Source organism: Amycolatopsis sp. YIM 10 (genome assembly GCF_009429145.1).
GTDB lineage: Bacteria > Actinomycetota > Actinomycetes > Mycobacteriales > Pseudonocardiaceae > Amycolatopsis.
The window spans coordinates 1,482,207-1,499,116 of record NZ_CP045480.1 but is presented as its reverse complement, the minus strand read 5'-3'; the positions used below and the strand labels follow the sequence as shown (position 1 = coordinate 1,499,116).

The window sequence follows — 16,910 nt, the reverse complement described above, 5'->3', positions numbered from 1 at the left end:
GTGTATCAGCCACCGCACCCCGACGTGCTCGACGCCGATCTCGAGCCCGACCTGGGGCCGGAACCGGTCTTCTGGCCGTGTGCCCCAGCGCCCGCGACCGCACCGCCCTCTGAGCCTGCGACCGCGCCGCTACCTGAACCCGCAGCCGCCCTTCCCGGGCAGCCCTGCCTGGGCTTGACCACAGCGAATCAGGTCCACAGGATCAACGACCGACCGGCCGCGGGCAGGCACGACGGGGTCACCTTCGCCCTGACCCGGTGCGCACGCGTTGGCATCGTCACGGACTCGATCCCCGACAACGCTCAACGCTGCCCCGAGTGCCACACCACCGGCGACCACACCCACCCACCGGATAGTGCCCCAGGAGCGACGTCGAGATCACGCCAGCAGCGGTAGCGAGGATCAGTTCGCCGCCCACCCGAGTGAAGCTCGGCGCCAGCAACCGCACCCCGCGACCGTGAGAGGACTCGACAACTCATGCCGCAGCACCTGCCCTACGCAGCCGATGACGACGACGGTGCCATCCAGTACGTCCGGGAGGCGTTGCGCCGATCGCGCCGCAGGGACTGGGTGGCGCTACTCGCCGACGACCGCGCTATCCAGACCTACCGCGTGCTGCGCCGCATCGAGGCCCGCGCCACCCACGCCCGGATCGACCAGCGCGACACCTTCCGCCAGGCCGAGTTCGACCGCGACGCCGGCCGGATCAGCGACGACGAGTTCACCGAGAAACGGGACGCTTTCGTGGCCTGGCGTCAGCGGGCCGCCGGGTTCGACGAAATCCTGCGCCCTTTCCTGGACAGAGCCGACGATCGGGTACGGGCCGTGCGCAGAGACAGCATCGTCGATTGCCTGCGCAGCTCACTGCTCACCCTGGCCCTGGCCGTCCACGAGCACCGCAACATCCACAACGGGGAAGAATCACTGGCCGACACCGCTCTGTGGGCCAGACTGAACACGCTGCCCTGGCCGCTCACCACCGACCCCGAACTGCGCTCTCTCGCCGACGCCGTGGCCACCGAACTCGCCCGCCGCGGGCCGGCGCGAGCCACCAGCGACGGGCACATCCTGTTCGAGGGACATCGGATTCCCGGGCCACCGTGGACGTCGCCGACCTAGTCCTGGAAGTCACCGACCACACCGAACCCACGGTCACCCGGCTGAAGCTGGTCGAGTTGTGGAAACAACGAGCTCCGGACCTGCTGGAGACCGAGCCAGGCAAAGTCACCACGGACCGTCAGATCGGGCACTACGCCTCACAAGTACTACGAAAAACCCTACGGCACCTGGAGAACCTCGCTCTGATCGAACGGGTCGCCGACAAGCACGGTGAGCGCGTCACCGTCACCGATCGACACCGGCTCGCCGAGCTACGCCGCCGCTGGGACGACAAACACTTCGAGAGGTACGACCTCGGGATCTGACAACGGGCCTCACGTTGCCAGGTCCAGATAGCGGTGTCGGCCATGCCTGGTCACCCACAGTCGCAATACTTCGCACGTACGGGATGAGAATCAGCAATAATGAACACCCCATGACCTTGGAAGGAGCGCCGATGACCAGCCCGGCCCGCTCCGGCCGCCCGCTGATCGCGATCGATGTCGATGGCGTCCTCGCACCAGAGTTGGATGGACGCTCGGTCCCTGCCGGCTATCAGCGCCACACCTACCGCGGCCCGAACTCCCTCGGAGAACCGATGGAGACATCGGTCTACCTCAATCCCGCGCACGGACGATGGTTTCAGGCTCTGGCCGCACGCGGTGCGGACCTGGTGTGGGCTACCACGTGGCGCAGGCAGGCTGCCGAGTTCATCGCCCCGCGAATCGAGCTTCCGGTCAACATGCCCGTGATTGAGGTTGGTCCCTACACCGGCACACGATTCGGTCATTCGCTGAAGCATCCCGCCGTCGCCGAGTTCGCGGCCGACCGTCCACTCGCCTGGCTGGACGATCATTTCGGGGGAAAGGATCACGGCTGGGCTGAGGAGCGCACCGCGTCTGGGTTGCCGACCCTGCTCCTGCCGATTCCGAGCGCCCAGGGCCTGTCCTGGGCGCACGTGGAGATCCTGTATCTGTGGCTGTCCGCTCAGCACCCCGGCAACCCGATCAACGCAGCGGGCCCGTGGGAGCAGGTGCGACTCCCCAGCGGGGACGGCGTCGAGATGAACCTGGCACTCAGCTCTGAACCCGCTGACGAAGTCTTGCACGGCCTGCTCACCCAGCGACTTGGGGCGCGCGCCAGCGCTTTCGAGTTGATCGTCCAGTACCTCCTCGCCGCCGACGACGCTGCCGCACATCTTGAGCACCGTCTAGATACTGCCACCGCGGCGACGTACCGGAGGGCCGCAGTCGCGCGGATGCCCGACCGGCTCGCGGCCATGCTCGAGGCGAAACCGCCCCGGTCTTCACGCCGAGGCATTGGTGCCGCGCTCCTCAGAGGCGAGCACGGCGCCGCCACTATCGAGGACCTGGCCGCCCGCGACCACGTCATCGGGCTCGCGAGCGCCGCACAGCGCGAACTCGCCAGCGGCATCACCAGCACAACAACACCGGCCGTCAGCGAGGACGGACGCTCGGCCCTGTGAGGTCGGTCGCGGCTACCCACGATGTGGCCTTCGAGACGTGCTTCAGCCTCGCTCCGAGGTGCGACAGTGGCCTCCACGGCCCGGATCGGCCCTCCAGTCACCTCGTGAAGCAACGAACGGGCAATACACGATCGCTTCCGACTTCGACGACCGCCGGATCACCGACTACCTCGCCGTCCGGCCTTTGCGGGCTGGTTCTGAAACGATCACGTCGGTGTGCGGGCAGGGCAGCGGGTGACCACCGCGCCCCGGCTTCCGTTCGATAGCGACTGGCTGCCGGATCAGCGGAGGTGATCTCCACGCACTTACCCCCTGACGGTCTTGATCGACGCCACGATGGGACACTGCTCGGCAGAACACTGCGCGCGAGCCCGCCGACCGCGCTCGTACTTGGGAGTCATAAGCGTGGACAGCCAGCAGATGGGCCCTCCTGCTCCGAGACCGTGCGCGTCCTGTCCGTACCGGCGCGATGTCCCCTCGGGCATCTGGCATGCGAACGAGTACGCGAAGCTGCCCCGCTACGACACCGAGACAGGGGAACAGCCGGTCGGCTTGTTCCAGTGCCATCAGAACGACGATGATAAGCATCGGCGCATTTGTGCAGGCTGGGCAGGTTGCCACGACGGCGACGAACTGCTGGCTCTGCGCCTGGCCGTCCACGCCGGTCGGATTAGCCCTGAAACCGCTCGAGCAGTGGTGAACTACCAGTCGCCGATACCATTGTTTGATAGTGGCGCTGCGGCAGCCGAGCACGGAGTCCGTGACATAAATGCCCCAGATTCGGAGGCGCTCCGCACGATGGAGAAGATCCGACGAGTTCGCGACGATATCATCGAAACCGAGCCGGCCTGACCTGCCTCAAGGGCTCGCCCCTTTGACTGGGCTGCGGCCAGTTGAATTTGGCGACAAGCCATGGCTAAACGGGAGAAGGCGGCGACCGGGAGCCGGAGAGGCACACCGAGTTGCTGCTCCGGCTCGCGGATCGCGGTCCACTATCGTGCGACTCGTCGGCGCGCCACGGGATCGAGACCGTGTGCGCTAGCGTAGTTCTTCGCTTAGTGGTCGCGGCCGAGGAGGATGTGGGGGTATCCGCGGTTGATGGTGTCGCCCAGTTCGACGTCGAGCGACTCGATGAAGGTGACGAGTTGGGTGGTGGCGTCGTCGACGTCGTCGGCGTCGCCTTTGAATTCGAATTCGACGAAGTCGCCGGCGCCGTCGACGTGGTCGAACACGACCTCGACGTGGGGCAGTTTCCACTCTTCGCGGGTCTTGTCCACGGTGACCAGGGGCGTGAAGCCGAGCGCGTGGAGCATGCGACGGATGGCTTCGGGGTCGTCGATGGCGGTTTCGTATTCGTCTGCGTGGGTTTTAGCGATGGCGTCGATGGGGTGCCAGACTTTGAAGTTGATGGATGAGCCGCGGTCTTCAGTGCGGATGCGCAGCCATTCCGAGATGGCCTCTGGGGCGAGGAAGTCACGGTGGGGCGCGTTGTAGTAGGCGTCGACCTGACGGGTCTGCGCGCTGGGCTTGGCGCCGAGTTCCTCCAGTTTGGCCTTCAGCGCGGCAGCGTCGGGCGCGGCGTACTTCTTTTCGACCTCGATGTACTTCATGTGGCGGGTTCCTTCCTGATGTTGGGGTGGAGCAGGTTGCGGATGTCGGTGAGTTCGTTGTCGGTGAGGGGGTCACCGAGGCTGGTGATGGTGGCGTGGATCTGGTCAGCATTGCGGAACCCGACCAGCACCGGTGCCTCGGGGGCTGTCTGGAGTACGTAGCGCAGCGCGGCGCGCGCCAAGCTGGCCGGGCAGCCTCCGAAACGGTCGCGCAGTGGGGCGAGTCGTTGCCTGATCGCGTGGAGGGCGGTGCCGGTGAACTCGGGGTCGCGGGAGCGGTGATCGCCTGGGCCGAACGTGGGCGCCCACTGATGGGGTTTGAGGAACAGTCCTTGTCCGAGTGCTTGTTTGACGATCACCCCAGCATTGCGGGCGCGGGCGAAGGCGAAGATGTCGGTCTCGTCGACGCTGTAGAGGGGGCTGAGGAGGTTGTAGCGGGCGGCTACCACGTCGGGGCGGATGGCGTCGAACAGGTGCAGGAAGCGGGCCGTGCGCTCGGCGCGCGGGCCCTGACCGGTGGCCCAGTGCTCGGCGAAGGTATGCGGTGCGCGCATGCCTACTGCCTTGATCAACCCGCGTGTGCGCAGGTCGCGTACGACCTCGATCGCGCCGGGCAGGTACTGGTCGCCGGGGCCGAAGTCGGCGCTGTGGAGGTGGTAGATGTCGAGGTAGTCGGTGCCGAGGTTGTCGAGGGTGGTGGCGAACTGGTGGCGCATGTGCGCCGGTTGGTAGGGGTGGCTGGCGGTTCCGGCGAAGTAGCCCACCTTGCTCGACACGACCACGGCCTGCCGGTCGAGGGTGGCCAGCAGGCGGCCGAGGAGCCGTTCGGAGCGTCCGAGGCCGTAGACGTCGGCGGTGTCGAACAGCGAAATCCCGAGGTCGTGAGCGCGCACGAGTCCGGCGTAGGCGGCCTCGGGGGTGACGCCGTCCCAGCCGATCGGGACACCGGCGTTGGTGGCGGGGCCGCCGATGGTCCAGCAGCCGGCGCCCAGCGCCGAGACCTCGGCGTTGAGTCCGCGCAGGGTCCGGCGGGGCAGCTCGTGCATGGTCACCTCTGTCCGGTCGGGGTCAAGTGCCGCACGGGTCGGCGGCGTTGATCAGTCGCCACGCCGTCGCGGTGCTCCACTGCTGGTACTGGGCGTGCAGGCGGTGCTGGTGCCGCGGCGGCAGGGCGTCCAGGACCCCGGTGATGGCGTGGCCGAGGTCGGCACGGAGCTGGTGGATGCGCGTCTGTGCCAGCTCGGCGCAGCGGGCGTCCAGTGCGCCAGGGTCGTCGCCAGCGACAGCGGTGCTGGTGAGCTGGTCGAGCATGGCGTGGAGGAAGCCGAAGGCTCCGGTTTTGAGCAGACGCCGCAGGCGGCGCAACACCGCGTATGGCTGGCCGTCGACGACCTTTTCGAGTGATTTCAGGGTGTAGTCGAGGGCGAAGTTGCGGTCGATCCAGAGCTGGCCCCACCGCGCGAGCACGCCGATGCGCCAGTCCGCGTAGCGGGCGTCCATGCGGCCCATGGCCGGGTCGGGGTCACCGGTCAGCCCCGCGGCGCCGGCCTTGCGGGTGTAGGCGGCGCCGATCAGGCATTCCATCCCGACCAGCATGTAGCTGATCGCGGAGTAGAACGGTTCACCGGTCGCGTGTGCGCGCACCCACTGCTCGTCGCGCACTCCATCGACGATCTCGCCCACACTGAGCCCTGGTTGTGGTGCGATGAGCAGGTCGGTGCGTGCCTGAAACGCCACGGTGTCGCGCAGTTCGGTCTCGGTCATGAGCTGGTCGAAGGTGATGTAGGTGAAGCGAGGTGGCACGCCCAGCGCGGTCAGTGTGCGGATGGCGAGTGCGTTCTGCTCTGCGGTGGTCTCCTTGTTGAATCGGTACAGGATGGAGGTGACGCCGGATTCCACACCGAACAGGCAGCGGCGCAGGCCGCGTTCGAGCAGGCCCCGCCACAGGTGCGCTCGTTCCAGGTGCCAGTCCCGGTCGCGGTCCGTTCTCACTACTTGGTCGATCCGGCAGGAGGTTTCCCAGGCGAATCCGGCATCGTGCAGCGTGTCGGCCACCGACAGCGCGCGGGCGACAGCGTCGGGGCCGCGGCCGATGAATTCCTCGTCCACCAGGTACAGGGTGCGGCTGGTCTGCGGGAACAGGTCGAAGACTGTGCGCATCTGTGAGAGCATCCAGGGCAGTGCCTCGGGCGCGGCACCAGCCCATTGTCCTTTGTGGCCCCGTGGGCAGAAGGAACAGAAGTTGGTGCAGCCGCGTGAGGTTTCCAGTTGCGCGACGCCACCGCAGGCGAAGGTCGGGCGCAGCAGGTCCAGTTCCGGCCACATGTCGGTCTGCAGGCGGTTGGCCACGGTCGCGGTGCGGCGCGCGGGCATGAGGGTGCCTTTCCCGCGCGCCGCGCCCGCGTACCCGATGCCACGCACCTGTGCGCGTGGCAGGTCGCCGTGCCAGTGGCCGAGCAGGTCCGCGATCGTCGGCTCGCCGCCGCCGCGGCCGATCAGCAGCTGTGGATATCGCTCGAGCAGGACGTGTTCGTTGCGTGCGGTCAAGGACCCGCCGGCGATTACCAGCGGCGGCGGGTCGCAGCCATACACCGCGTCCAGCAGCTCGGTCGCCAGGTCGTGTTGCCCGAACGTGATTGACACACCCAGCACGTCTACCGCTCCGGAGGTGGCGCGAGCGATGATCTCCTCCAGTCCCACGCCGAGTTGCATGTCCATCAGCTCAACGTGGCCCAGCAGTGTGGATCTGGCGGCGCGCGCGAGGTCGGAGATGGCCAGCGGGAACCGGGGCAGCGGGAAGTGTTCCGGGTGATACAGCGACGCCAGCAGCAGGCGGGGCCTCGTCAGACGGTACCGGCCTTCCGGGGTGAGCGATGCTGTGGACAGCCACTGATCCGGCTCTGCCAGGGAAACGTGATTCTGTGTCCATTGTGGCCACTTACGGGAGTTATGTGGCTGGCCTGACAGGTCTGCCGCAGTCCAGGTCTGGCCGTCGTCGTGTTCGATCAGCACCAGCCGGCGATCCAGTGTTCCCGTCACTACTACGAGTTGATCGGGCCCCACGCACGTCTGCACGGCGGCGCGGATCGCGTCAGGTTCAGCCAGCAGCACCGACTGCACTGTCGCGCCCGTGTCCGGAGCACGCCCCACGGCATGAGCAACCGTCCCGATAAGACGGTCGCGGGCCGACACGGCTAACGCAGGCATGACAAGGCCTCCACGTGATTTCAGGCAGCGCTCACTGCCAGGCGCCTTCAGAGGCGTCTGCTCGCGAACTCGGCAGTCTGGGAATGGGCCGGCACGTTGCCCGAGACACGGCACCGCGCCGAAGTTAGGGCGTCCCCGCGTGGGTGCTATTCGAGGCGATACAAGCCATCGAGGACACGGCGCAGCGTGTCGTGATCGGGAACCAGCGACGAAGCAGGGGCTCGCGGGGGTGGAATGGCGTGCGCAACACGGCGCGGGAGCGGACTCTGCTGCGCGCGAGGTGATGGGGAGGGCCAGTGGATTTCAGCCCAGACCACTTTCCCGCCCTCCTGGGGCCGGGACACCCCCGTTCGAGTACTCACCTGCTCGACAGCAGCCAGCCGGCCCGGTGGCGTGGGGTCGATGTCCCAGACCTCGATGATCAGGCCGCAGCGTGCGCGGCACAGTTGGACGTGAATGACGTGCAGGTCGTGGAGGTCGGCCCAGCTCGGCCGCGCACCGGGCACGCCGGTGGTGTTGACGGCGCGGCGCACGAGTTCCACGGTGACCAGGTCCGCGACCGTCGCCAGCGGCTGCAGCCGCCACGCGTCGACGGTGTAGGCGGTGTGCAGGCGCGCGACCGTGACCGCGGTATCGAGCGCGGCCAAGGTCATGCCGCTGGAGACCGGGTGCGCGTGCGGCGACACCTGATCAGGGGCAGAGCTATCGGTGAGGCGGGACACGGCAGCGGTCACAACGGGCGCTCCGAACCGCCGGCCGCCCCGCCCGCGGTGGACACGACCTTGCCTGGTGGGAGGCCTCCGACGGTCAGGGCGGTGCGCATTGCGCACCTCGACCGGCGCCGCCAGGATCGCCACCAGGTGCGCGGTCGCACCCGGCTCACGGTGCACCGGTCTTCCTGTCCGATGTGGCGCAGTCGCAGCACCCGCGCCAGTGCCGCCACCGTGGCGACCAGTCGCCGCTCGGCCGCCGGGTGCTTACCGGTGGCGTACGTCCCGGCGAGCAGGTAGGCCAGCAGTGCGCCCAGGTCGCGCTGATGCCACGTGTGGCTGTCCCTGGTCGTGGCAACGATCATCGCCGCTCACCCGCCCGCCGGTAGTGCCCGCGGGCACGTACGGCGACAGCCCCTGCAGCGGCCGTGACACAGCGCAGACCGACTCCGCGCGAGGTGGGAAGGGGCGCCTCCGGCAGCGGGCGGGATGGTCGCGCCAGAGGCGCCCAGTGCACACGGCAGCTCATGACAGCGCCGCCAGGGTGTGCTCGGCCAGCCGTCCCCGCTCACACGGCCAGACCACGCCGCGGCAGCGGTACAGGCTCCTGGTGTTCGAATGAGCGTTGATGGTGACCACCGCGGTCGCTTCGGAGGTGTCCAAGCCCGCCGGTGTGCCGAGGTCCGGAACCGGTGCAGGCAGGGCGTGGCTGATCATGGCGTGCCTTCTTCCGGTGAGCGATCGGTGGGGTGGCTGACGCTACGACTGACCGGCTCGCAGACTCCAGAAGTTTGCTACAGTTTGCTCGAATCAGGGCATGATCGACGGTGACTGTTGACGGGTATGTGCAGGTGAAGGCACGATCGATGCGGTTCGAGCAAACTCACGCACATCGATAGCGGAGGGTTCGTCATGCGGTTAACGTTCCTGGGCAAAGCCACACAGGGCGGTGGTTCACCCACGCTGTACGCCACCGACCGGGACACCTACGTCGTCCAAGGGTGGAAGGTTCCCGGTCGCGACGATGACGTCGAAGTCCCGCACCGGCTGCTGGTGCACGTGCAGCCCGGCACGTATCTCGGTGCCCGGATGCACGACACCGGACGCGGCAGCTTCACACTGACCGGGCAGCCGGTCGACGACGCGCAGGCGCTGGCGCAGATGGACATCCCGGGACACGAAACCTGCGTCGAGGTCCCGAAGAAGGCAGAGGAGTACTTCGGTGGAGCTGCTACAGGCTGAGGCCTTCGACGCGTTGTTCGCCGAGTTCGCACGGGACGCGTTCCATCTGGAGATCCAAGACACCTACCACACCCCGGACGAAACGGGCCCGTTCCAGCTGTTCCTGACCGGGCAGGACGACGACTACGCGTGGCACCGGCCGTGGCTCGACCTCGTCCGCGCCACCACCGCCGCCGGGCGGACCATCCGGAGGGCCCGGGTGGTATCGGTGCCTCACGTGGACTACACCCGCTGGGGCCTGGTCGTCGCCGAGCACAACATCGCCGCGGGCGAGGACATCCGCTACCTGCCGCGGCACCTCATCGACGCCAGTACCTTGACCACGGACGATTTCTGGTTGTTCGACGATAACCGCGTGGTGTTCACGGTGTTCGAGCCTGGCGGCCGGTTCGCCGGCGGCGCCGCCACCACCGACCCGACGATCGTTGCCCACTGCCGCACGGTGCGCGACACGGTCTGGAAAGCCGCGATCCCGCACCGGGACTACCTGGACAGCGAGTACGTCAACGCCTAGATCCCCACGTCATCGTGACCAGTTCCGTGCAGCAAGCCCAGCAAGCGCTGGGCCTTCGACTGCGTGATCTCCGCAAAGACGCCAACCTCACTGGCCTGCAGCTGGCCGACCTCGCCGGGTGGCGGCACAGCTCCAAAGTCACGAAAATCGAGCTGGGCAAACAGAAACCCACCGATGACGACATCCGAGCATGGTGCCGCCACACCGGTGCAGAGGCCCATGTCGCCGACCTCATCGCCACCGCGCGGCACATCGACGCGATGTATACCGAATGGCGCCGCAACCTCGGCACCGGCACCAGACGCCGACAGAACGCCTCCCGCACGCTGGAGGCGAAAACCAAGCTCATGCGCTGGTACGAACCCGTGCTCATCCCCGGCCTGCTGCACACCGCCGAATACGCCACAGCGGTCATGCGCCGCGTCATCGACTTCTACGGCATCCCCGACGACCTCGACGCCGGCGTCGAAGCCCGCATGCAACGCCAGAAAATCCTCTACCGCGGCGACCACCGCTTTCACTTCCTCATCGCCCAGCAAGCACTCGCGACCACCGTCGGCAACGACGAGGTGATGATCGGACAACTCGACCGGCTCCTCGCCGTCATGTCCCTACCCCGCGTACACCTCGGCATCATCCCAGCCGACGCCGAATACCGCGTGCCCACACACAACTTCATCATGTACGACCGCCGCATCGTCCACATCGAAAACATCTCCGCCGAGGTAACGATCAACCAACCCCGCGAAATCGCCCTCCACGACCGGGTTTTCACCGAACTCGCCTCCCAGGCCGTCATCGGCACCACCGCCCGCAACCTCATCAACACCGCACTTGATCAACGACGACACAAACAGCAGACCGCGGGCGGAACCTGACTACTCAGGGCGGTCAACCGGCGGTCGTTCCAGTTCCGCGTCCCCCTTCACCTCGTGAGCCGCGCAGTTAGTGGTTCGCCTCACCGGACGGGCTGGTAAGGATCGGCAACTGGGGTTCCTGCCGTGGTCTGGCTCCTGGCTGTGGTACGGCCGAGCGCGGCGACGGTGAGATCGTGCTCAGGGCTGTCGAGGGGCGTGCGGTCGGGTCGCCAGCGGTGGGCGGTGACGATGCCGGGCGGCACGAGGTCGAGTTCGTGTAGCCAGGCCGCCAGGGTTGCCCGGTCGCGGGGAACGAGCGGGCTGATGTCGTGGTGAGCCGACGTGCAGGCGCGGACCTGTTCGCGCAGGCGCGGTGGTGTTGTTTCGTCGGTGAGGTGCGAGATCGCGATGTAGCTGCCTGCGGGTAGCGCTGCTCGATAGCGGGCGATCAGGCGGGCGGGGTCGTCACTGTCGGGGACGAAATGCAGCACCGCGATCATGAGCAACCCGGTGGGTTCGGTGAGGTCGATAAACTGCTGCAGCTCAGGTGCACCGATTACCCGGTCTGCCTGTCTGAGGTCGGCGTCGATGATGATCGCGCGCGGATCATTGTCGAGCAGTCGTCTGCTGTGCGCGATGGTGACGGGGTCGTTGTCGACGTAGACGACTTTGGCGTCTGGCGAGAGCGATCGGGTGACTTCGTGAACGTTGCCAAGGGTGGGCATGCCAGAGCCGATGTCGATGAACTGGCGGATGCCATGGGCAACGAGGTAGGTGAGGCAGCGTCGCAGGAAGTCGCGGTGATCCACTGCCATGGTTCTGGCCGCGGGCAGCACGTGCAGTACACGCTCGGCGAAGTCGCGGTCGACGGGAGTGTTGAAGGAACCTCCGAGGTACCAGTCGTTGACGCGGGAGAGGCTGGCCCTTTCGATGTCGGCGATGTGGAGATCAGGCTGGTCGGTGTCCGCGGAGTCGTTCGGCACTGGCCCTCCTCACGGGGATTGCCAGGTTAGCAACGAAGCGTCGTTCAGGGCGTCGGCCAGTTGAGCGGAGGCAGGGCGACCGGGCGTTGTTCGGCCTTCGGTGCGATTTGCGTTCTTTCGCGTGACGCAACACCCACCTGACACTGCACCTGGTGCAGCGGAAATGAACATAATGACTTTGTCGTCCTTCTTTCGGGTGATCGAACATCGTATTCGGCCGATTTTGCCGAGTAGAGAGGGAAGGCGTTGCATCCCCCGGCCGCGCCAACCCGTTCCCCGAAAAGACTGAGGAAGGACTACCCCGATATGTCCTACAACTGGCCATCGCTGCTCGCGGTGGTGACTGTTGTGCTGCTGTGGCAGCGATACGGGCGGCGAACCCCCCGCCGTAGCGGATCGATGATCCTACCGCGCTGGTGTGGCGCGGTCATGGGCGCCGTGGCATTGACTCGGTGCGCGCAGTTCTTGCCGGGCGGGCCGGACGCGCGACAGGTCTCGGCGCGAATCCGGATCACCGTGCCGGGCATGGCGATAGTCCTGGTCCTCGGTCCGCCCGCGGGCGCGCAGGGCGCCGAGTGACTGACGAGGCTCCACGTCCAGGACGTCACCGCTGGACGAAGCAAGACCACGAGGAACTCGCTGAAATCGTCAACGAACGTCGCGCTGACCTGACCAAGTACGTCCGGAAGATCGCGCCGGGAGCCGACCACGACAACGTCATCGGGGAGGCGCTGGTGACCCTCTATGTGAACTGGGACAGCATCTCCGGGCACAAGCTGAACTGGCTGTATCGGACGGCGCGCAATAAGGCGATCGACGCCATACGGGACAAGAACAACCGGAATGTCTCGCTCGAGCACGCGGCTGAGACGCAGCATGTCGGCCAGCCCGCGTCCTGGATGCCACCGGCGCCGGGGGAATTGCTCATGATCATCGAGGCCTCGGGCAGGTTGCCGCACTACCTGGGCTTGGTGCTGACCATGAAGGGGAAAGGCTGGACGCTCGATGAGATCGCGGAATACACCGGCAACAGCGTGGACACCGTCCGCACCTACCTCGCCCGCGCGTACAAGCAGCTGAGCTACGAGGTGAGGTCGTCTGGGGATCCGGAGCTACATCGGCCAGGAAGGAAGAAACGATGATCCCGCGCGAGCCCGCCCCCCACAGCAGCAGCACCGAGGAGACCTCCTTAGCCGCGGCCGAATCCCGCGTCGCCGAACTGGTGGAGTGGCTGGCCACCGCCGACGAGCGCAGCCTGCCGCCCTGGGATGACTCCGACCTCACCGGCGAGGCCGAGACCGCGGCGGCCCGTGCCCGCGGTCCGGTACTCCCCGGCCTGGAATTGACTGCCGACGACGCGCGGGAGTTCGGGCGGCGCTGGCACCGCTCCCTCGCCATACGCGCCTTCATACGGCTCGCCCCGGCCAGCGCCGAGCCGTTGTTCGCCTACTCGGCCGCGGCGCTGCTGGCCCACCTCGGCGCACCCGTCACCGACCCCGCCAACAGCCTGAATCTGGTCCCGCCCGTGCCGGTACCGGCCGCCATCGGTCACACCCTGGCCTACGAACACAAACTCGCCGCGGAATCTCTCGGCGAGTGCGTCGCCCTGGTCCTCAGTCTGGCCGCCGAATACACCCCGCTCGCCCCCCAGGCTCTCAAAGTAAAGCTGGTCGGGGAATTCGCCAGTGGATTCGCGACCGGCTTGCAGGAGCGCGTACGCGACGAGCAAACCGCCCTGACCACAACCATGCTGCGCCTCTGCCACCACGAATCCGCCGGAGCACCGCAGCGTTACCGCGCTGCGGACGCGCAGGCTCCCCAAGCCGTCCTCCTGATGAACGAACGCGGCCACATCATGGAAGCCAACCCCCTGGCCCAAGACCTCCTGAATCGCACACTGGCCCAGTTACGCACGCTCACCCTGGTGCAGCTGTCCTCGTCTGCCGAGGACAGAGCCCAGATCGAGCGCGCGCTGGGCACGCTGCGCGAGAACACCCGGGCCCGGCGTGAGCGCGCCTGCGCCGAGATCGAGTTCCGGATCCATCAGCACCGTCAGCCGCCACGATGGATCCGCGCCACCGTCGGCTACGCCAGCACCGGTCAGCGCAGCATCAACGTCCTGCTCGACGACATCACCTTGCAGCACGGCCTCGAAAACGGCAGCGACGTCAACGCCGCCACGGGATTGCTCACCGAAACCGCCTTCACCAGCAGAGCCGAGCGCGTCCTGGCCGGCGCCCCTGGCAACGCCACCCTGCTCACCATCCGCCTGGCCGGCTGGGCCCAGCTCGGCCACGCACTACCTGAGCACCTGCTCACCCAGCTCCTCTGGCGGATCTCCACTCGCATTCACGCCGCTCACGAACTCACCCAGTACCACCACCTCATCGGCCACAACGGCGACGACGTCCTTGTCCTGCTGCACCAGCTCACCGATTGGTCCACCGTGATCCGCCTGGTCAAACAACTCTCCGACTGGCTACGTGACCCCGTCCGCATCGACGGCCACCAGATCCGGCTTCAGCCCCGCATCGGCATCACCGAAGCCCGCCCCGGCCACACCCTCGACGACCTCTTGCGCTGCACCCGCCGAGCGCTCCACGACACCGCCGACACCCGCGAATTGTGGACCCACGCCGATACCGGCACCGACGAAGACGCCCGGCGCACCCTCGACCTGCACGCCGAACTGACCACCGCCCTCGACACCGCCGCGCTCCACGTCGACTATCAGCTCATCCGCACCGCCCAGGGCTCCCCCGTCGGCGTGCACCCGACGCCCTACTGGACCAGCCCGGACGGCACCCGCCACGACATCACCGAAATCGCCGACCTGGCCGGCCACACCGGCCTGCTCACCACAGCACTACCGCTCGTTCTCGAGCGCGTCACACACCACACCCAAGCCTGGCACCACGCCGGATGGGACCCCTTCATCCTGCTCGACATGCCCGGACACACCATCCACGACGAACCCCTGCTCGACACCCTCACCGCCACCGCGGCCCACCTCCAGTCAGGACAGCTTCACCTCGCCATCCCAGCCCGCAGCCTCACCGGAGCACCCGCAATCCTGAGCCGGCTCACCCAACTCCCCACCGCCACCACCCCCATCCAACTCGCCATGACCAACTTCCTCGACGACCACGCCCCCATCCGCGCCCTCAACACCATCCCGTGGGCCACCATCACCCTCGCCGACCACACCGTCGCCGCACTCACCCACGCCAAGACCTGGCCCACCTCCCTCACAGCCATCATCGACACCGCCCACGCCGTCGGTGCCCGCACACTGGCCACCACCGCCACCCCAGCCCACATCGAATTCGACCTCTACCTCACAACCGCCGCCACCAACCCAGACGACACAATGCCCCCCGCACTCAGCCGCCAACATCGACCGAACGACTAGGGCGTGTCCTGCGGATCTTCTTCATGATCGTGTGCAGATGATGGGGTGTGGTGGGTCGTGGTGAGCTGACGGATAGGGCGTGGGCGAGGGTCGCGCCGTTGCTGCCTGCGGAGTCTGGGCGGCGGGGTGGGCGGTGGCGTAGTCACCGGCAGGTGATCAACGCGATTCTGTGGCATGAGCGGACCGGTGCGCCGTGGCGTGATCTGCCCGAACGGTATGGGCCGTGGAAGACCGCGCATGAGCGGTTGCGCAAGTGGACCGCGGACGGAACCTGGGACCGGATCCTGGAACACGTGATCGTCAAGGACGACTCGCTGGGGCACGTTGGAGGACAACGTCGAGTTCGTGATCAGTGTCGATTCCACGAGTGTGCGGGCGCATCAGCACGCGGCGGGTGCCCGGAAAACGGGGCTGCGCGGACTGGATCGAAGCCCTCGCGATCGACGGGGAATGCCTCGGGCGTTCGCGGGGCGGGCTGACGACCAAGCTCCACCTGGCCGTCGACGGCGCGGGCTTGCCGCTGGCGGTGATCCTCACCCCAGGTCGGGCCGGGGACAACCCGCAACTACTGCCGCTGCTGGACGACATCCGTGACCTCGAGGTAGGCGGGCAGAGGGTGCGGGTCGGGCGGGTGCTGGCCGATAAGGCCTACACCCACCCGAGCACCCGAAAGGCGTTACGGGAACGCCGGATCAAGGCCACCATTCCCGAACGCGCTGACCAGATCGCCCGACGCAAGGCCCGGGGCTCGGCCGGTGGCAGGCCACCGGACTTCGACCCTGGCCTCTACACGCTGCGCAACGTGGTCGAGCGATGCTTCAACCGGCTCAAACAATTCCGGGGCCTGGCAACACGCTACGCCAAACGAGCCGCCTACCACCGCGCCGAGATCGTCCTCGCCTGCATCGTCCTGCACCTCCGATAAAGATCCTCAGGACACGTCCTAGTGGTTCGCCTCGCTGGACGGGCTGGTGAGGATCGGCCGGTTGGGGCAGGCTCCCGCGAGTTCGGTCAGGCGGGTCTTCTCGGTCGTGTCGACGGTCAGGCCCCACCGGGTTTTCACCGTGACCCAGTCAGCGACGTACTGGCAGCGGGCCGGCTCGTAGGGCGGCAACCACTGCCCGGGGTCCTGGTCCGCTTTCGAGCGGTTGGTGGTCGCGCTGACCGCGACCAGAGCAACCGGCTCGGTCAGATCGTTGGCGTAGAGTTCGCGGCGCTTCGCCGTCCACTGCGACGCTCCGCTGTCCCATGCCTCGGCCAGGGGCACCATGTGATCGATGTCGAGCTTCTTCGCGTCATCGAAGTACTTGTCGTCGTAGAACGAGTACCACGTCCCGCTGGTCACGGCGCACGACGGACTTACGTCCGGCGGGCTGGCTGCTTCCTGGATCAGGACTTCCTGCCGCGTGTTGCAGCGATCGTGATCCTCGTCGACCCAATGCTTGAACTTGGTCCGCTCGTAGCCCTCTCGGAACTCGTCCGCGACCGACAGCGCGGCGACCAGTTCCCGTAACGGCACCGCCGCAGCCCCAGACGCAGGACTCGCAACAGTTGCCCTGGCTACGTGAGGTGCTACAGCCAGCAACAAGATCCCTACCCCCGTGACCCCGACCGCTCGCGTACCCCGCATCGCCAACTCCCCTTCACATCGATCCTGTCAGCTATCAATCGATACCTTTCGGCGATCGGCATGGACAGAGCAGCGGACCATGACCACCTGATGGTGTGCTCACCCTGGCGACTCACTGGTCGCCGCTATGCTGCAGCATCTGATGAGGGCTCACGACATGC

General features: G+C 67.0%; 20 protein-coding genes. 12 read left to right on the top strand and 8 right to left on the bottom strand.

Going from position 1 to position 16,910, the window contains the following annotated elements; all coding sequences use genetic code 11:
• The first annotated feature begins 477 nt into the window (after positions 1 to 477).
• The 4 genes from YIM_RS07355 (at position 478) to YIM_RS07340 (ending at position 3,436) form a co-directional block, all read left to right on the top strand.
• Positions 478 to 1,119, top strand: coding sequence for a hypothetical protein (locus YIM_RS07355; protein ID WP_153029612.1), 642 nt, complete (start codon positions 478 to 480; stop codon positions 1,117 to 1,119).
• Complete coding sequence (locus tag YIM_RS07350; protein WP_153029611.1) at positions 1,101 to 1,424, top strand: hypothetical protein; 324 nt, start codon at positions 1,101 to 1,103, stop codon at positions 1,422 to 1,424. Before YIM_RS07355 ends, YIM_RS07350 begins: the two co-directional genes overlap by 19 nt.
• A 131-nt stretch (positions 1,425 to 1,555) precedes the next feature.
• Positions 1,556 to 2,584 (top strand): HAD domain-containing protein, encoded by a 1,029-nt coding sequence (locus tag YIM_RS07345; RefSeq protein ID WP_153029610.1) that lies wholly within the window; start codon positions 1,556 to 1,558, stop codon positions 2,582 to 2,584.
• Positions 2,585 to 2,989: 405 nt separating this feature from the next.
• Positions 2,990 to 3,436, top strand: a complete 447-nt coding sequence (locus tag YIM_RS07340) for a DUF6283 family protein (protein ID WP_228004601.1) — start codon at positions 2,990 to 2,992, stop codon at positions 3,434 to 3,436.
• A gap of 203 nt (positions 3,437 to 3,639) precedes the next feature.
• On the opposite strand, the gene cyaB is transcribed toward YIM_RS07340, so the two are convergent.
• The 6 genes from cyaB to YIM_RS07310 form a co-directional block, all read right to left on the bottom strand.
• Positions 3,640 to 4,194, bottom strand: a complete 555-nt coding sequence (gene cyaB, locus YIM_RS07335; protein ID WP_153029609.1) for a class IV adenylate cyclase — start codon at positions 4,192 to 4,194, stop codon at positions 3,640 to 3,642.
• On the bottom strand, positions 4,191 to 5,240 hold the full coding sequence (locus YIM_RS07330; protein WP_153029608.1) for an aldo/keto reductase: 1,050 nt from the start codon (positions 5,238 to 5,240) through the stop codon (positions 4,191 to 4,193). The genes cyaB and YIM_RS07330 overlap by 4 nt, the downstream gene beginning before the upstream one ends.
• Before the next feature lie 22 nt (positions 5,241 to 5,262).
• Positions 5,263 to 7,305 carry a radical SAM protein gene (locus YIM_RS07325; protein ID WP_228004600.1) on the bottom strand — a complete coding sequence of 681 codons (2,043 nt, stop codon included), beginning with the start codon at positions 7,303 to 7,305 and terminating at the stop codon, positions 5,263 to 5,265.
• Between the two features lie 242 nt (positions 7,306 to 7,547).
• On the bottom strand, positions 7,548 to 8,135 hold the full coding sequence (locus YIM_RS07320) for a hypothetical protein (protein WP_153029607.1): 588 nt from the start codon (positions 8,133 to 8,135) through the stop codon (positions 7,548 to 7,550).
• The gene (locus tag YIM_RS07315; RefSeq protein WP_153029606.1) at positions 8,132 to 8,476 is read right to left on the bottom strand and encodes a hypothetical protein; all 345 of its coding nucleotides are present in this window, start codon (positions 8,474 to 8,476) and stop codon (positions 8,132 to 8,134) included. Before YIM_RS07315 ends, YIM_RS07320 begins: the two co-directional genes overlap by 4 nt.
• A 160-nt stretch (positions 8,477 to 8,636) precedes the next feature.
• The gene (locus tag YIM_RS07310) at positions 8,637 to 8,828 is read right to left on the bottom strand and encodes a hypothetical protein (protein ID WP_153029605.1); all 192 of its coding nucleotides are present in this window, start codon (positions 8,826 to 8,828) and stop codon (positions 8,637 to 8,639) included.
• Positions 8,829 to 9,023: 195 nt separating this feature from the next.
• Here YIM_RS07310 and YIM_RS07305 point away from each other — a divergent pair, with 195 nt between their 5' ends.
• From YIM_RS07305 to YIM_RS07295, 3 genes are read left to right on the top strand one after another with little or no spacing between them, the layout of a single operon-like run.
• Positions 9,024 to 9,353, top strand: coding sequence for a hypothetical protein (locus YIM_RS07305; protein ID WP_153029604.1), 330 nt, complete (start codon positions 9,024 to 9,026; stop codon positions 9,351 to 9,353).
• On the top strand, positions 9,334 to 9,867 hold the full coding sequence (locus tag YIM_RS07300) for a DUF6879 family protein (protein WP_153029603.1): 534 nt from the start codon (positions 9,334 to 9,336) through the stop codon (positions 9,865 to 9,867). The genes YIM_RS07305 and YIM_RS07300 overlap by 20 nt, the downstream gene beginning before the upstream one ends.
• Positions 9,868 to 9,881: 14 nt before the next feature.
• The gene (locus YIM_RS07295; protein ID WP_153029602.1) at positions 9,882 to 10,745 is read left to right on the top strand and encodes a helix-turn-helix transcriptional regulator; all 864 of its coding nucleotides are present in this window, start codon (positions 9,882 to 9,884) and stop codon (positions 10,743 to 10,745) included.
• An 80-nt stretch (positions 10,746 to 10,825) separates the two neighbouring features.
• On the opposite strand, the gene YIM_RS07290 is transcribed toward YIM_RS07295, so the two are convergent.
• On the bottom strand, positions 10,826 to 11,707 hold the full coding sequence (locus YIM_RS07290) for an SAM-dependent methyltransferase (RefSeq protein ID WP_153029601.1): 882 nt from the start codon (positions 11,705 to 11,707) through the stop codon (positions 10,826 to 10,828).
• Positions 11,708 to 12,145: 438 nt separating this feature from the next.
• Between YIM_RS07290 and YIM_RS07285 the strand changes: the two genes are divergently transcribed.
• From YIM_RS07285 to YIM_RS49950, 5 genes are read left to right on the top strand one after another with little or no spacing between them, the layout of a single operon-like run.
• Positions 12,146 to 12,286, top strand: a complete 141-nt coding sequence (locus YIM_RS07285; RefSeq protein WP_153029600.1) for a hypothetical protein — start codon at positions 12,146 to 12,148, stop codon at positions 12,284 to 12,286.
• Complete coding sequence (locus YIM_RS07280; protein ID WP_153029599.1) at positions 12,283 to 12,849, top strand: RNA polymerase sigma factor; 567 nt, start codon at positions 12,283 to 12,285, stop codon at positions 12,847 to 12,849. Before YIM_RS07285 ends, YIM_RS07280 begins: the two co-directional genes overlap by 4 nt.
• Positions 12,846 to 15,119 carry an EAL domain-containing protein gene (locus YIM_RS07275; protein ID WP_153029598.1) on the top strand — a complete coding sequence of 758 codons (2,274 nt, stop codon included), beginning with the start codon at positions 12,846 to 12,848 and terminating at the stop codon, positions 15,117 to 15,119. Before YIM_RS07280 ends, YIM_RS07275 begins: the two co-directional genes overlap by 4 nt.
• 47 nt (positions 15,120 to 15,166) lie before the next feature.
• Positions 15,167 to 15,598 carry an IS5 family transposase gene (locus YIM_RS49955; RefSeq protein ID WP_370468964.1) on the top strand — a complete coding sequence of 144 codons (432 nt, stop codon included), beginning with the start codon at positions 15,167 to 15,169 and terminating at the stop codon, positions 15,596 to 15,598.
• Positions 15,487 to 16,044: an IS5 family transposase gene (locus YIM_RS49950; protein WP_370468963.1), complete on the top strand. Its 558-nt coding sequence runs from the start codon at positions 15,487 to 15,489 to the stop codon at positions 16,042 to 16,044. The genes YIM_RS49955 and YIM_RS49950 overlap by 112 nt, the downstream gene beginning before the upstream one ends.
• 18 nt (positions 16,045 to 16,062) lie before the next feature.
• Here YIM_RS49950 and YIM_RS07265 read toward each other — a convergent pair whose 3' ends face one another.
• Positions 16,063 to 16,638, bottom strand: coding sequence for an HNH endonuclease family protein (locus YIM_RS07265; RefSeq protein ID WP_228004599.1), 576 nt, complete (start codon positions 16,636 to 16,638; stop codon positions 16,063 to 16,065).
• Between the last annotated feature and the right edge of the window lie 272 nt (positions 16,639 to 16,910).